Genomic DNA, 16,253 nt, shown 5'->3' with positions numbered 1-16,253 from the left:
TGCTCATAACAAGGAGGATAATATGAAGTATAGTGATAATAAGGTGACGGATATTCAGATTGCATACATTGGAGGCGGTTCCAGGGGATGGGCCTGGACCTTTATGACAGACCTGGCCCTGGAGGACCAAATCAGCGGCACCATAAGGCTGTATGATATTGACAGTGAGGCGGCAAAGAACAATGAGATTATCGGCAACCGCCTGATGCAGAGGGATGACGCCAAGGGGGACTGGAAATTTGAGACCAGCTTAAGCCTTAAGGACGCCCTGACCGGCTGTGATTTCGTTGTCATCTCCATTCTTCCGGGTACCTTTGACGAGATGGAGTCCGACGTCCATCTTCCGGAGCGCCTGGGAATCTACCAGTCGGTAGGCGATACGGCGGGACCAGGCGGAATGGTCCGGGCCCTGCGCACCATTCCCATGTTCGTGGACATTGCCGAGGCCATAAAGGAGTACGCGCCAAAGGCATGGGTAATCAATTATACCAACCCGATGTCGCTGTGCGTAAAGACATTGTATCATGTATTTCCGGAAATTAAGGCATTCGGGTGCTGCCATGAGGTATTTGGCACACAGAAGGTCCTTAAAGGAATCTGCGAGGAAAGCTGCGGAGAGACAGATATTGACTGGCATGACATCCATGTGAATGTGCTGGGTATCAACCATTTCACCTGGTTTTCAAGCGCATCCTATAAGGGAATTGATTTATTCCCTGTGTACAGGGATTATATTGACAGGCATTTTGACCAGGGGTATGAGGTGGAAGGGGAAAACTGGATGAATTCCTCCTTTAAATGCGCCAACCGGGTTAAAATGGACCTGTTTAAGAGGTACGGCCTCATTGCTGCTGCAGGCGACCGGCATCTGGCTGAGTTCATGCCTGGAAATGAGTACCTGAATGACCCGGAGACAGTTGCATCCTGGAAATTCGGGCTGACCACGGTGCAGTGGAGGAAGAATGACCTGAAGGAAAGGCTGGAGAGAAGCAGCAGACTGGCTTCCGGCAGTGAGGAAGTGAAGCTGGAGCCCACCGGTGAAGAGGGGATTCTTTTAATCAAGGCCCTCTGCGGCCTTACAAGGGTTGTCAGCAATGTAAATATCCCCAATACGGCCTGCCAGATTACCAACCTGCCGGCAGACGCCCTGGTGGAGACCAATGCTGTCTTTGAAAAGGACCACATTTACCCGGTGGTTGCAGGAGCTGTGCCTGAACAAGTAAAGGAACTTCTGATGCCCCATCTGGAAAACCATGAGCTGATTATGGAAGCAGCCCTTAAGCCGGATAAGGAGAAGGTGGTCAGGGCATTTATGAACGACCCGCTTGTAAAGGGAAAGAACTGCAGGGAAGAGGATGTCAGGCTTCTGGTGGACGACATGCTGAAGAACACGCTTGCATATCTTCCAAAAGGATGGGAATAGATGGACATGGAGTATGACAGCCAACTGCTTGCCTTCACAGATGCATTTATCATCAACCTTGCGCCGGTACCCCAGAAGGAGCCATTTTACGATGCAACCGGAGGGCCCTTTACCCATTCCAAGATAAGTAAATATGTGGAGCTTTATACGAAGGACGGGGTGAGGGGCGTGTGTCCCTGCTCATCCATCATGGAAAAGACCATACTTCCCCTCATCATGACCGGGGAGGAAAAGAGCTTCGGCCAATGGATGCACAAGGTATACTGGGCGTGCCGCAATTCCGGTTTTGACGGCGAGACAGCCGGGGAGGTGGGAAAGCTTGAGTACCTTCTCACCGACATCCTGGCAAAGCGCGCAGGGATGCCCTTCCACCGGTTCCTGGGAGCTCTGAAGGACAGCGTTGCGGTATACGGAAGCGGCGGAAGCACACACCTAAGCGGCGCCGGTCTTGCCAGGGAAATGGAGCATTTCATGGGCTGCGGACATAAGACGGTGAAGATGAAGGTGGGCACGGATTTTGCCACGAAGCAGGAGTATGACGTGGAGCGCGTCCGGCTGGTGAGGGAGACCATTGGTCCGGATGCGGAGCTGGCCATTGACGGCAACCATTCCTTTACGGTACGGGAGGCACTTGTATTTGCGGATAAGGTTCAGAAATATGATATTGCATGGTTTGAGGAACCCATTCACGGTTTTGATTTTAAGGGCTACGGTGAATTGGCAGAAAGCTGTCCCATTCCCGTGGCCGCCGGTGAGTCGGTGCGCAACCACTATATGTTCACACCTTATCTGGATGCAGGAGTCCGCCATTTTCAGCCGGTTCCCTCCTCCTTTGCAGGAGTAAGGGAATGGATGCAGGTGCGGGACATGGCGGTCCAAAACAACATACGTTTTTCTTCAGGCGGACTTCCCCTTCTTGCCTGTCCGCTGATTGCCACGGCAGGGGATGAGGCCATGGAGGAATTCCTGGAGGTATGCAACCAGCCTGTATTGGACTGCATGGAAGTGACCGTGGAGCGCAGGGAGGGACGCTTTTACCTGCCGGACATTCCGGGCCTTCCCTTCCGGCTGGATATGAAATGGCTGAAGAAAAAGGGATATCTTTTGTCCTATGTCAGGTACGCTTAAATCATATTTTAAAACACTGGAAACATCCAGGACCGGACCCCGGCTGAAAAGCAGCGGGAGTCCGGTCTTTTTGCCGTACTCTGGTCTGATTTACTTTACAATTACCTGTTTTCGTGTTACATTTGCTACTGAAAACAGGTGGGGTGTAAGGAATTATTAAAGGAAGATTAAAGAAAAACAGAAGAACAAAACACCGTCTCTGTGCTATACTGAACAAAATTAGTAACAGTCTGTCCATAGGGGCTGTTATCCAGATTGGAGCGCGTTTACGCCCCGGAAAGGAGCCTGGGTTTGGCAGAGGAACAGCTGGAAAACCGGCCCGTGGTCATACGGGTCAAGAATTTATATAAGATATACAAGGTAGGAGATATCAAAGTCCGGGCCCTGGACGGACTGGATTTTGACATATATAAGGGTGAGTTCGTTGCCATAGTAGGCGCCTCCGGTTCCGGCAAATCCACCCTTCTCAACATGCTGGCCGGGCTGGAGAAGCCGACTAAGGGAGAGATTGAGATTGGTAAGGTCCATATAGAGAAGATGACGGAGCGGCAGCTGGTCAGCTTCCGCCGTGAAAAGGTGGGATTCATCTTCCAGGCATACAACCTTCTCAATACCATGAATGCCCTGGAAAATGTGGCCCTCCCCCTTTCCTTTCGGGGTGTTTCCAGGAGACTGCGTCTTAAGGAAGCCAGAAAATTCATGGACCTGGTAGGAGTGGGGGGACAGGCTAAGCATATGCCCAACCAGATGTCCGGCGGACAGCAGCAGCGGGTGGGGATTGCCAGAGCCCTGGTTGTGAACCCTCAGATTATATTTGCCGACGAGCCCACAGGAAACCTGGATTCCAAGACTACCATGGAGGTGCTGCGCCTGATGCAGAAGATTGTCAGGGAGCAGAACCAGACGCTGGTTATGGTAACCCATGACAACAATCTGGCCTCCTATGCGGACCGGAGAATCCGGATTATGGACGGCCGGATTGTGGGAATCGAGACAGGCGGCAGGGAAGCGTCAGATGAGGGGAATGCAGAGAAAAAGGAGTGCAATGAGAATGAGAGCAAATAAGTGGTGCAAAGGCCTGACGGCGTTTATGGCGGCCTGTATGCTGGCCGGGATGTCTCCGTCCAGCGCAGCGGCCAGCGATTATAAACTGGGCTATAACACCAATGCCAGTGAAAATGACTATGTATTTACTACAAAATCACCGAAAGGAACCATAGGAAAATCCATGTCCATTCCTTTCCGTATCAGGGCAACGGACGAGGACATGGAGAACCTGCGCATCAGTCTCCTGGAGACCAATGAGTTCCAGCAGATAGAGGAGAGGGGAAACGGGGATTACTCTGTGGACTATTACCCCTTTGAAATCATGGAGACCACCTTTGTGGCCAAGAGCGTGGGGACCATCAAGAAAGGAAATGTAAAGAGTGTGTCCCTGTCAGCCAGAGTGCGCCGCGACGCCCTTCAGGGATATTACAGCATCCCTGTGCTGCTTGAATGGGACGGCGGTTCCGACACGGACTACATCAATGTATGGATTTCCACCTCATCCACCTCCGGTGCAGATGATGAGGAGGATAAGAAGGAGGGCAATTATTTTGTGGTGGGTGAGGGCCAGCCCACGCCCAGGGGCGTCTATCCCAATGTCATGGATTACAGCGTGAATTTCCGCAACAAGAGGGAGACCACTGCCCAGGATGTGACGGTCAGCATGCAGCTGTCAGAGGACGACGCCAAGTTCCCCTTTGAAATCAATGACGGCAACTATGACCGCACGTTTGAACGGGTGCAGCCCGGAGAGACTGTGTCCGCTCCTTACAGCATGGCTATCCGCAAGGATTCCTACACAGGCTATTATCCAATCAAATACACCATTACCTTCCGCCTGAGCTCAGAGGGAGACCTGCACACGGAGGAGGGAACTTTTTATGTACATATTGTGTCCAAGGATAAAGAGGACGACCTGGGAGATTTTAACGCCAATGACAGGACCAGGGCCAGGCTGATTGTGGAGAGCTATCACACGGTTCCGGAGGAAATCTATGCAGGGGACGAGTTTGAACTGATTCTCAACATGAAAAATGCATCCACCTCGGTTCCTGCCAGCAATATCCTCTTTAACCTGGAGTCGGAAAAGGTATCGGACAGCGCTGTGTTTACCACGGAGTCAGGAACATCCTCCCTGGTGGTGGACAATATGGCTCCCGGCCAGACCACCGAGGTCAGGGCCAGATTCACGGCCAGGGCAGGAGTGGACCAGCGCTCCTACGCCATCACGGTGAAGGAGAAGTATGACAGCCCTGAGTTCAAGAACGCAGAGGAAAGCATTGTGGTGGACATACCTGTGAAACAGTATGCCCGTCTGAGCACCAGCACCATTGACGTTATGCCCGACAGCATGACCGTTGGGTCTGAGTCCAATGTCATGTTCGGAATCAACAACACGGGAAAGGTCATCCTTTACAATGTGACCGTAACCTTTGAGGCGGATTCCATCAAGACCACGGACGCCTATGTGGGAAACATCAAGCCGGGTGAAATAGGCAACGTGGATACCATGCTGACAGGAGTGGCTCCCACCCAGGATGAGGGAACCGTCCGCATCCGCATTGAATATGAGGATGAAAACGGCGTGCCCGCTGAACCGGTGGAAAAGGAGCTGACCCTCATGGTTATGGAGGAGATGGAACAGGACTGGGATGACATGGGAATGGCTATGGATGCAGGCAGCATGGATGCGGAGGCGGCCCCTTCCTTCTGGGGCAGATATAAGTTCCTGATAATTGCCGGTGCGGTGGCGGCAGCCGGTATTGCAGCTGCAGTTGTCCTCCGAATCAGGAAGAAACGCAAGGCAGCAAGGGAAGAGGATGGGGACGATGAGATTTCATGACCTCGTAATCATGAGCATTAACAACCTAAGACGCAGGAAGCTGAGGACAGTACTGACCGTGCTGGGCGTTATTATCGGTACGGCATCCATCGTGGTCATGGTATCCCTGGGAATCGGACTGGACCAGATGTTCATGGAACAGATTTCCTCCTGGGGAAGCCTGACCACCATCAATGTGTACTCCGGTTCCTCCTATGGCAATGCAGTGATGATTGGAGGGGGCGGGAGCAGTAAATCCTCGGACCCCACCTACATCACGGACGATGTCATAGAACAATTTAGCCGTCTGCCCCATGTGTCCGGCGTATCACCGGTCCTGGAAATCAATGTGGTTATGCGCCAGGGAGCCTATGAGGCCCAGTATCTGTCCCTTATGGGCGTAAGCCAGTCCTTTCTGGAACAGATACCCCTGGGGGAGGGCAGGCTTCCTGAACCGGGGGAGATGGGCATGGTGGTGGGCAACACGGTCCAGCAGAATTTTTACAATTCCAAGACAGGCCGCGGATACTGGGACACAGGCGAGATGCCGGATGTGGACTTTATGAATAAGCCCCTTTTCGTAATTTTTGACGTGGATGCCTATTTCCAGACCAGAAATGGTTCCGTTAGTTCCTCGGAGGACGGCCAGACTCCGGTGAAACCGCCGAAAAAGTATATGATGAATGCAACCGGAATGGTGGAGGGCGGTCCGGATGACTGGAATTCCTATTCCTATAACGTGTACACGGATATCGACGGCCTGAAGGCCCAGCTGCGCAAGGTGTTTAAAAAGGGAACCGTTATACCGGGCCAGCCCACCAACAAAAAGGGAAAGCCCCTGAACTATCTGACCTACAACCGGGCCCAGATATTTGTGGAGGATATGGAATATGTCCAGGAGGTCCAGAAGCAGATAGCGGACATGGGATTCCAGGTCAGCAGCCAGGCAGACTGGATGGAGAGCACGAAACAGCAGTCCAGCATGATACAGGCTGTTCTCGGCGGAATCGGAGCCGTATCCCTGTTTGTGGCGGCTATCGGTATTGCCAACACCATGATGATGTCCATCTATGAGCGGACCAAGGAAATCGGAGTTATGAAGGTGCTGGGCTGCGATATGGGAAATATCCGGAACATGTTCCTCATTGAATCCGGCTTTATCGGTTTCATGGGAGGCGTTGTGGGAATCCTGCTCAGTTACGGTATTTCGGTGGTCATTAACCGGTTTGTCAACCTGGAGGAAATGAACGGCCTGACAGGCAATCTTTCCAGAATACCGCCCTGGCTTTCCGTTGCAGCCGTGGTCTTTGCCATATTTGTGGGCATGGCAGCCGGATTTATGCCGGCCATGCGCGCTATGAAGCTGAGTCCCCTGGCAGCCATCCGGAATGAATAGGGGAAATATGCCGGCACCGGAGACTGCTTTCCTCAACACTCTTGATTAGTAAAACTTCTAAAAAAGGGTTGCAATATTAGAAAAAAAGATATATATTAATGGTAGGGCGTGTGACTGGCGGATAGTGGAGCAACCACAGGGAGCACGCAGTACCATGAACTAGTTTGAGCCGACCGCCTGGGCATGCATATTTTTTTGCGTGTCCGGGAGCCGGCTCTTTTGAGTTTCAGCAGCCTATTAAGCCGAATGGAGGAATCAGTATGAATCAGATGTCACTGGAACAGGAACTGAAAGGCAATGCGTATCCCGGACGGGGAATCGTCATCGGGCGCTCTGATGATGGAACAAAGGCAGTAACCGCTTATTTTATCATGGGCAGAAGCGCCAACAGCCGCAACCGCGTATTTGTGGAGGACGGGGAAGGAATCCGCACCCAGGCATTCGATCCCGCCAAGCTGGAGGATCCAAGCCTGATTATATATGCCCCTGTACGGGTCCTTGGAAACAAGACCATTGTGACCAACGGAGACCAGACCGACACCATCTACGGCGGAATGGACCGCCAGATGACCTTTGAGCAGTCCTTAAGATGCAGGGAATTCGAGCCTGATGCGCCTAACTATACACCGCGAATCTCCGGTATCATGCACATTGAAAACAGCAATTATAACTATGCCATGTCCATTTTAAAGAGCGATAACGGAAATCCGGATTCCTGCCTGCGTTTTACCTATGCCTACGAGTCGCCGGCAGCGGGAGAGGGACGTTTTATCCACACCTATATGCATGACGGCAATCCCCTCCCCAGCTTTGAGGGAGAACCTAAGAAGGTGGGTATAAGCGGGGATATCGGCGCCTTTACGGATTTGGTCTGGAACAGCCTGAACCAGGATAATAAGGTGTCACTGTTCGTGCGCTTTATCAATATTTCCGACGGTACGTACGAGACAAGAATCGTAAATAAAAACAAATAAGGAGAGAGGTATCATTATGAAAGAACTGGCACTTAAATACGGCTGTAACCCAAATCAGAAGCCTTCCAGAATCTTCATGGAAGGTGACAGGGAACTGCCCATCACAGTACTGAGCGGCAGACCTGGCTATATCAATTTCATGGACGCGTTAAACGGCTGGCAGCTGGTGAAAGAGCTGAAGGCAGCCACAGGACTTCCGGCAGCGGCTTCTTTCAAGCATGTATCTCCTGCAGGGGCAGCAGTGGGCCTACCTCTTGACGGGACGCTGAGGAAGATTTACTGGGTGGATGACATGGGGGAACTCTCACCTCTGGCCAGCGCCTATGCAAGGGCAAGGGGAGCGGACCGCATGTCCTCCTTCGGGGACTTTATCTCCCTGTCCGATGTGTGCGACGCTGACACGGCAAGAATCATTAAGCGCGAGGTGTCTGACGGCGTTATTGCTCCGGGATATGAACCGGAAGCCCTGGAAATCCTCAAGTCCAAGAAAAACGGTAATTACAATGTCATCCGGATTGACCCGGATTATGAGCCGGAGGCCCTGGAGCGCAAGCAGATATTCGGTATTACCTTTGAGCAGGGACACAACAACCTGGAAATCAACAGGGACCTTTTGGAGGATATAGTCACTGAGAACAGGGACCTTCCGGATTCTGCCAAGATTGACCTGATGATTTCCCTCATCACCCTGAAATACACACAGTCCAACTCCGTATGCTATGTAAAGGGCGGACAGGCCATCGGCATCGGCGCGGGGCAGCAGTCCAGGGTACACTGTACGCGCCTGGCAGGCAGCAAGGCGGACAACTGGTATCTGCGCCAGGCTCCCCAGGTAATGAACCTTCCGTTTGCGGACAGCATCAAGAGAGCTGACAGGGACAATGCCATTGATGTGTATATGGGGGATGATTACATGGATGTACTGGCTGACGGAAGATGGGAAAAGATTTTCAAGGTAAAGCCTCCTGTATTCACCGCTGAAGAAAAGAGGGCCTGGCTGGACACCATGACAGACGTGGCCCTGGGTTCCGACGCCTTTTTCCCCTTTGGTGACAACATTGACAGGGCCAGCAAGAGCGGCGTGAAATACGTGGCGCAGCCCGGAGGTTCTGTCCGTGACGACCAGGTCATCGAGACCTGCAACCAGTACGGAATGGTGATGGCATTTACGGGAATCCGTCTGTTCCACCACTAATGGTTTTATCAGGTAAAAATACTGCGCCTGCGGCAAATCCCCTAAAAGGGAAAGCCCCGGGCGCTTTTCTTTTACCAATTTTCTGCCGTATTTTTCTTTGCAGTCCCTCTATATTTCCGGTTGCCCTAATGGCGGACCAAGGGTATAATGGAACATAAATTGTCATTGGGAGGAAAGAGGGTATCATGATTACAGATTTGACGGCGGAGCATCCGAAAAAGACGCTGTGGCGGTTTGCGCTGCCCATGTTCATAAGCGTCATGTTCCAGCAGTTTTACAATATCGCGGACAGCAGCATTGCGGGCCGGTTTGCAGGTGAGGATGCACTGGCGGCCGTGGGGGCATCCTATCCCATCACGGTGATATTCATGGCATTTGCGGTGGGAAGCAATCTGGGTGCTTCCGTGGTGGTGTCCAGGCTCTTTGGGGCAAAGGACATAGGCAGGATGAAGACAGCCGTCTACACAGCATTTATTGCCTGCGGCGCCATGAGCCTGGTTCTGACTGTGCTGGGATATGCCTTCTGCGGGGATATGATGCGGGTAATCCATACCCCGGACAACATATTCCAGGACGGGGAGCTGTATCTTAAGATTTACGTATACGGGCTGACATTCCTGTTCCTCTACAATGTATGTACAGGCATTTTCACAGCCCTGGGGGATTCGAGGACGCCCCTTTATTTCCTTATCGGCTCATCCCTGGGAAATATAGCGCTGGATTACTGGTTCGTGGCCCGGCTGGGCCTGGGAGTGGCCGGAGTGGCATGGGCTACTTTTATTGCCCAGGGCGTTTCCGCCATCCTGGCTCTGGGTACCCTGTCCAGGCGTCTGGGCGCTCTTAAGACCGGCCGAAGGACAGTGCTCTTCAGCGCTGTTCTGCTGGGGCAGATAGCAGCCATCGCAGTGCCCAGCATCATGCAGCAGAGTGTGCTGTCTGTGGGAAACATGTTTGTCCAGGAAATCGTGAACCGGTACGGCTCCGCTGTCATAGCAGGCTATTCCGGCGCCATCAAGCTCAATACCTTTGCCATTAATGCATTTATGTCCCTGGGAGGCTGCCTGTCCAGCTATACGGCCCAGAATCTGGGAGCGGGAAAGAGGGAGAGGATTCCCATGGGCTTTAAGACAGGCGTCAAACTGTCCTTGTATGCCACGGTTCCGTTTTTCCTGCTGTATTTTGTGTTCAGCCGCCAGATGATGGGACTGTTCCTGGGGGCGGAAAGCACCAAGGCCATACAGTCCGGCATGGAGTTCCTGCGCATTGTAAGTCCCATGTATTTTATGATTTCCATTAAACTCATGACAGACGGCATTATACGGGGTTCCGGAGCCATGACCTATTTTGTGCTGGCCACTGTGCCGGATTTGATTCTCCGTATTATCGTGGCAAATATCCTTACGGAACATTTCGCAAGCACGGGTATCTGGATGGCCTGGCCCTTTGGATGGATTGCGGCGACTCTGCTGACCGTGATATTTTACAGAAGGATTGTAACGGGAAAATTCCGTATACGTATCGGATGAATATTAAGACGGAAAATGTGAAGGTTTTGTGAAATGTCTTTCTTGGAAGCATTTGACTCTTGAATCATCAAATCCTTTATGTTAGGATAAGTTTATTAAGATTTATGAACAAAATTCTGACAAAAAGGCGACAATAGTGACAAAGGAAAATAAGATTAAGATTATAAAAAATATATGGTATATAGCGGGAACCGTGTGTCTGTTAATGGCCCCAGCGGCGTCATACTTCATGTTTGAGTACGTCACGGGGAACCTGGCCACGGTTCCTTCTTATATGGCGGCTCTGAATATAGGTTGGAATTACGTGCTGTACCTGGCTTTATTTGCCGTCACAGGGAGGACCAGAATCGCTGTGCCTGCAGCCTCCTGTGCTCTCTATGTCATTTCCCTGGCAGAGACCTTTGTGGTGGCCTTCAGGGGACGCCCCATCATGCTCTGGGATGTGATGGCATTCAGGACAGCCATGACCGTATCGGGCAACTATGAGTTTTTTATCACTCACCAGATGAAGACTGCCTTTGTCCTGCTCCTGGCTATGAACGTGTTTCTGTGGTTTGCGCCGCGCCGGGTCAGGGGCTGGAAGCTCCGCCTGGCTGTGGGAGGAGGCATGGCCGCAGCCATAGCAGGTTATGGGGCCTGGTTCTTTGCCTTCCTGGTTCCTTCTTGGGGCCTTGGCATCAACATGTGGGCCATCAATGGGACATACCAGGAATACGGTTATGTGCTGTCCACAGCGGTTTCACTCCAGTATGTGGTAAAGAAGCCGCCCCAGGGATACAGCAGCGCCAGGCTTAAGGAGATATACAGCCGCCTGGAGGAGGAAACCGCATATGCGGGCCGGAGAAATGCCCGGACATATACGGAAAACCAGCCGGAGGACGAACAGCCGGTGACGCCGGTCAATCTGATATGCATCATGAACGAGAGTCTGTCAGAGCTGAAAACAGCAGGCGATTTTACCACCAATACAGAATATTTCCCTTTTATGGACAGCCTTGAGGAAAATACGGTCAGGGGAAGCCTGTGTATGCCTGTGTTTGGGTCCATGACAAGCAATTCCGAGTTTGAGTTCCTCACAGGGGACTCCATGGCCCTGCTGCCTGCCAACTCCATTGCCTACCAGTTCAATGTAAAGCCGGGAACCTATTCCCTGGTCAGCACCCTGAAGGACCAGGGGTATTACAGCGTGGCCATGCACCCTTATCCCGGGCAGAACTGGAACCGGGTGGAATGCTATCAGAATATGGGATTTGACCAGTTCCTGGACCAGGACTTCTATGAAGGCAGCGGGGAACTGCGCAATTATGTAAGCGACCAGGCGGATTACGAGAAGCTGGTCCAGATGGTGGAGGCAAAGGAACATCCTGAGGACAAGCTGTTTATATTCAATGTGACCATGCAGAACCACGGCGGATATGAGGGAACCTATGAAAACTTTGAGCAGGAGGTATGGCTTACCGGAGGGTACCAGGGTAAATATCCCAAGACAGACCAATACCTGTCCCTTATGAAGCGGTCAGACCAGGCTTTCCAGTACCTGGTGGAGTATTTCAGCGGGCTGGATGAGCCCACTATGATTGTCATGTTCGGGGACCACCAGCCCAGCATTGAGGATGAATTTTACGATGACATAGCCGGTATGCCCAGTTCCGAGGTTCCGGTACAGGACCATCTCATGTGGTATGAGACTCCTTTCATCATATGGACCAATTACAGCATGCCTTCTGAGGACATGGGGCGCCTTGGGGCGGTCTACCTGTCCTCTGAGGTCCTGCTCAGGGCCAATCTGGAGCTGACGCCATACAACCGGTTCCTCCTTGCCATGAAGGAGGACCTTCCCGTGGTTCATTTCCTGGGCTGCTATGACAGGGAGGGAACCTATTATTACTGGGCCAAGGCAGAGTCGGAGCGCTGTCCCTATCAGGACATGATACTGGATTATGAGGCCCTTGTGTACAACCACAGCCTGGACCGGAAGAAGTTAAAGGAGTTGTTCGTCATTGCTCCTGAAAATAGTACCAGCCAATAAAAACTTGTAAAAGCACTTGGCAAGCTGCCCCCGCATAGAATAAGATTAAGAATATGCAGGGTGGCTTTCTTTGAAGACTTTTCCGAAACCATTATCAGCAGGAGAGGAAAAAGAGTATCTGGAACGCTGCAAAGAGGGCGACCAGTCTGCCAGGGATATGCTGATTGAGCATAATATGCGTCTGGTGGCCCATGTGGTAAAAAAGTATCAGGGCTCTGATTACGACATGGAGGACCTGCTGTCCGTGGGAACCATAGGCCTTATTAAGGCAGTGAATACATTTAACGTAGATAAAGGCTCACGACTGGCCACCTATGCAGCCAGATGCGTGGAAAATGAGATACTGATGCTTCTGCGTGCAAGCAGGAAGTATTCCAAGGAAGTGTCCCTTTTTGAGCCCATCGGAGTAGACAAGGACGGGGAAACCGTCAGTCTGGTGGATGTGATAGAGATGGACAATAAAGAGACGCTGGATACCATGATTTTAAAACAGGATGTAAAGGAGCTGTATGAGGCCTTTGAGTCCTGTCTGACAGAGACGGAGAAGACAGTTCTGGGGATGCGCTACGGATTGTACCGTGGTAAGGAACATACCCAGCGGGAGATTGCCGGTAAACTGGGCATCTCCCGTTCCTATGTGAGCCGGATTGAGAAAAAGGCCATAGAGAAGATACGGACAGAGTTTGCAAAACACGGTTAAAGGGTGCCATTCAAAAAATATTGTAAAAAGATAGAAGAATTGTGCATTGTTTTATGATAGCTTTCCCTTTATACTAGTCATAGCAGGCGGAGCAGCTTAACCTGTTCCGCCTTTTTGCAGCAATCAATTGTTCGTAAGGAGGAGATACCATGGCTATTTTAGTGACTGGTGGCGCCGGCTATATCGGAAGCCATACCTGTGTGGAACTGCTGACAGCGGGTTATGATGTGGTGGTAGTAGATAACCTTTATAACTCCAGCGAGAAGGCACTGGAACGAGTGGAGAAGATAACAGGCAGGAAGGTAAAATTCTATGAGGCGGACCTTCTGGACCAGCCTGCCCTTAAGGAAGTGTTTGACAGGGAAGAGTTTGATTCGGTCATCCATTTTGCAGGCCTTAAGGCAGTAGGTGAATCTGTGCGCAAGCCCCTGGAGTATTACCACAACAATATCACCGGCACCCTGATTCTCTGCGATGAGATGCGCAGCCATGGAGTCAAGAACATTGTATTCAGTTCATCGGCCACCGTGTATGGGGACCCGGCTGAGATACCCATTACCGAGAACTGCCCCAAGGGAGAGATTACCAATCCCTACGGACGGACCAAGGGAATGCTGGAGCAGATACTGACCGATTTACATACGGCGGACCCGGAGTGGAACGTAGTGCTTCTGCGCTATTTCAATCCCATCGGCGCGCATGAGAGCGGACTGATTGGAGAGGACCCCAAGGGAATCCCCAACAATCTGGTTCCCTATATTGCCCAGGTGGCAGTGGGAAAGCTGGATCATCTGAATGTATTTGGCGATGATTATGACACGCCGGACGGCACCGGGGTCAGGGATTACATCCATGTGGTGGACCTGGCAAAGGGCCATGTAAAGGCAGTGCTTAAGCTTAAGGATAAAGAGGGCGTCAGCATCTATAACCTGGGAACCGGCGTTGGCTACAGTGTGCTGGATGTGCTCCATGCATATGAGAAAGCCTGCGGCAGGACTTTAAAATATGAGATTCAGCCCCGCCGGGAAGGGGATGTGGCCACCTGTTATTCCGATTCAGCCAAGGCAAAGCGCGAGCTGGGCTGGGTGGCAGAGAAAGGCATCGAGGATATGTGTGCTGATTCCTGGAAGTGGCAGTCCATGAATCCGGATGGGTATAGGGATTAAGGACAGGACGGGGACAGAATCAGGTTCCATTGATGCATGCATTGATTTTATGAATATATAGAAGGCCTGTGGCCGGTTTCATGTCGAAAAATTCGGCGTGAACGGCTCCGGGCCTTTTTATTATGGTTTTGTGTCCGCTGCCCGGGGCTGAGAATTTCCGGGTATGTAATTCCGGGAAGGATAAAAGGATGCAGCCAAAAAGAACAAATGTTCGTTTTTGGTTGCATTTATCCCGGCATTGTGTTATACTGTCAGAACAAACATATGTTCTGGATGGTGATAACATGCTGATACAGGAAAATCTAAGCGTACAGGAAAAGTTAAAGATACTTACGGATGCAGCCAAGTATGATGTGGCCTGTACATCCAGCGGAGTAAGGAGGAAGGGAAAGGCGGGCAGCATAGGAAACACCTCGGAGTCCGGAATCTGCCACAGTTTTTCGGCGGACGGCAGATGTATTTCCCTTCTTAAGATTCTGTTTACCAATCAGTGTATCTATGATTGCAAATATTGTGTGAACCGCTGTTCCAATGACGTGGTGCGGACTGCCTTCACACCGGATGAAGTGTGCAGGCTTACCATTGAATTTTACCGCAGGAATTACATTGAGGGCCTGTTTCTGAGTTCAGGCATCCTGTATACGGCCAATCATACCATGGAACAGATTTATGAGACACTTTACAAGCTCAGGAACCAGTGGCATTTCAACGGATACATCCATGTGAAGACCATACCTGGGGCTGACCCTGAGCTGGTGGAGCGCATGGGCTTCCTGGCTGACCGTATGAGCATCAACCTGGAGCTTCCCACGGCAGAGGGACTTAAGAACCTGGCTCCAGGGAAGACCAGGGATAAGATATTAAAGCCCATGCGCCAGGTGCAGCAGGGCATTACGGTGTCCGGCCATCTCCTGGGATATGACAGGGAATTTAAGAAACCCTATGCCACGGAACGGGCTGGTTTTGCAGGAGGCGCTGCCCTGATTCGGCCGGAGCTGGCAGAGCCGGGCGCATTGCTGTCTGGCAGCCACGGGATGTCCGGCGGGGGAGATTATTTTCCGGGTAATGGAGAGAAGGACAGGCAGGGGGATGGGGGCGGAGGCCGGAACCTTCCCGACTGGCAGTATGCCAGGACGCCCTTTGTACCTGCGGGCCAGAGTACCCAGATGATTGTGGGAGCCACCCAGGAGAACGATTACCAGATGATGGCTGTCACCCAGGCCCTGTATGAGAATTACGGCCTTAAACGGGTATTCTATTCCGCCTATGTGCCGGTCAACGACGACAGCTGTCTTCCTTCCGTGACTGCAAGACCTCCCCTGTTAAGGGAACACAGGCTTTACCAGGCGGACTGGCTGCTGCGGTTCTATGGATTTAAGGCAGAAGAGCTATTATCTGAGGAACAGCCCAATTTCAATGTATTTCTGGACCCCAAGTGCGACTGGGCCCTGCGCCACCTGGAGCAGTTTCCGGTGGAAATCAACAGGGCCTCCTATGGTGAGCTTCTCAGGGTTCCAGGCATGGGGGTGAAGTCGGCCCAGAGGATTATAAACGCCAGGAAGCAGGGCGGGCTGCAGTTTGAGGATTTAAAGAAGATGGGGGTGGTCCTGAAACGGGCCAGGTATTTCATCACCTGCAAAGGACGCATGATGGAAGGCGCCAGACTGGACCAGGACTATATCACGGCCTGTCTTGTGGGAGATGAGAGGCGCAAAGCCTGGGACATTGAGAACAGGGACAGCTTCCGCCAGTTATCCCTGTTTGACGACATGCATCTGGAGATGCCTGTGACAGGCGATGACCAGTATGCTGCGGTGACAGGAAGCTTGTAAGGATACAGGAGGTGG

General features: G+C 51.8%; 12 protein-coding genes and 1 riboswitch. All 12 genes read left to right on the top strand.

Annotated features, from left to right (window positions below; genetic code table 11):
• Window positions 1–22 precede the first annotated feature (22 nt).
• The 12 genes from I2H39_RS02225 (at window position 23) to I2H39_RS02170 (ending at window position 16,238) form a co-directional block, all read left to right on the top strand.
• Window positions 23–1,423 (top strand): alpha-glucosidase/alpha-galactosidase, encoded by a 1,401-nt coding sequence (locus I2H39_RS02225; protein WP_195625709.1) that lies wholly within the window; start codon window positions 23–25, stop codon window positions 1,421–1,423.
• A complete protein-coding gene (locus I2H39_RS02220; protein WP_227146594.1) occupies window positions 1,424–2,551 on the top strand; it encodes a mandelate racemase/muconate lactonizing enzyme family protein in 1,128 nt (375 codons plus the stop codon).
• A 291-nt stretch (window positions 2,552–2,842) separates the two neighbouring features.
• Entirely contained in the window at window positions 2,843–3,616 is a 774-nt protein-coding gene (locus I2H39_RS02215) for an ABC transporter ATP-binding protein (RefSeq protein WP_227146591.1), read from the top strand.
• Window positions 3,603–5,441, top strand: a complete 1,839-nt coding sequence (locus I2H39_RS02210) for a CARDB domain-containing protein (protein WP_195625708.1) — start codon at window positions 3,603–3,605, stop codon at window positions 5,439–5,441. Before I2H39_RS02215 ends, I2H39_RS02210 begins: the two co-directional genes overlap by 14 nt.
• The gene (locus tag I2H39_RS02205) at window positions 5,428–6,816 is read left to right on the top strand and encodes an ABC transporter permease (RefSeq protein ID WP_138311094.1); all 1,389 of its coding nucleotides are present in this window, start codon (window positions 5,428–5,430) and stop codon (window positions 6,814–6,816) included. The genes I2H39_RS02210 and I2H39_RS02205 overlap by 14 nt, the downstream gene beginning before the upstream one ends.
• Before the next feature lie 100 nt (window positions 6,817–6,916).
• A riboswitch (ZMP/ZTP riboswitch) is annotated at window positions 6,917–7,006 on the top strand.
• Between the two features lie 70 nt (window positions 7,007–7,076).
• A complete protein-coding gene (locus tag I2H39_RS02200) occupies window positions 7,077–7,790 on the top strand; it encodes an IMP cyclohydrolase (protein WP_138311093.1) in 714 nt (237 codons plus the stop codon).
• A gap of 16 nt (window positions 7,791–7,806) precedes the next feature.
• The gene (locus tag I2H39_RS02195) at window positions 7,807–8,985 is read left to right on the top strand and encodes a phosphoribosylaminoimidazolecarboxamide formyltransferase (RefSeq protein WP_138311092.1); all 1,179 of its coding nucleotides are present in this window, start codon (window positions 7,807–7,809) and stop codon (window positions 8,983–8,985) included.
• A 185-nt stretch (window positions 8,986–9,170) separates the two neighbouring features.
• Window positions 9,171–10,511, top strand: a complete 1,341-nt coding sequence (locus I2H39_RS02190; protein ID WP_138311091.1) for an MATE family efflux transporter — start codon at window positions 9,171–9,173, stop codon at window positions 10,509–10,511.
• A gap of 136 nt (window positions 10,512–10,647) precedes the next feature.
• A complete protein-coding gene (locus I2H39_RS02185; RefSeq protein WP_330640945.1) occupies window positions 10,648–12,540 on the top strand; it encodes an LTA synthase family protein in 1,893 nt (630 codons plus the stop codon).
• Between the two features lie 70 nt (window positions 12,541–12,610).
• Window positions 12,611–13,240: an RNA polymerase sporulation sigma factor SigK gene (gene sigK, locus I2H39_RS02180; protein WP_002564498.1), complete on the top strand. Its 630-nt coding sequence runs from the start codon at window positions 12,611–12,613 to the stop codon at window positions 13,238–13,240.
• Between the two features lie 149 nt (window positions 13,241–13,389).
• The gene (gene galE, locus I2H39_RS02175; RefSeq protein ID WP_195625707.1) at window positions 13,390–14,406 is read left to right on the top strand and encodes a UDP-glucose 4-epimerase GalE; all 1,017 of its coding nucleotides are present in this window, start codon (window positions 13,390–13,392) and stop codon (window positions 14,404–14,406) included.
• 284 nt (window positions 14,407–14,690) lie between these two features.
• A complete protein-coding gene (locus tag I2H39_RS02170; protein WP_195625706.1) occupies window positions 14,691–16,238 on the top strand; it encodes a putative DNA modification/repair radical SAM protein in 1,548 nt (515 codons plus the stop codon).
• Window positions 16,239–16,253 lie beyond the last annotated feature (15 nt).

The sequence above is a fragment of the Clostridium sp. 1001283B150225_161107_B6 genome, from assembly GCF_015556325.1.
Taxonomy (GTDB): domain Bacteria; phylum Bacillota; class Clostridia; order Lachnospirales; family Lachnospiraceae; genus Enterocloster.
The sequence above is the reverse complement of the archived record's forward strand: the minus strand, read 5'-3'. Positions and strand labels throughout refer to the sequence as shown.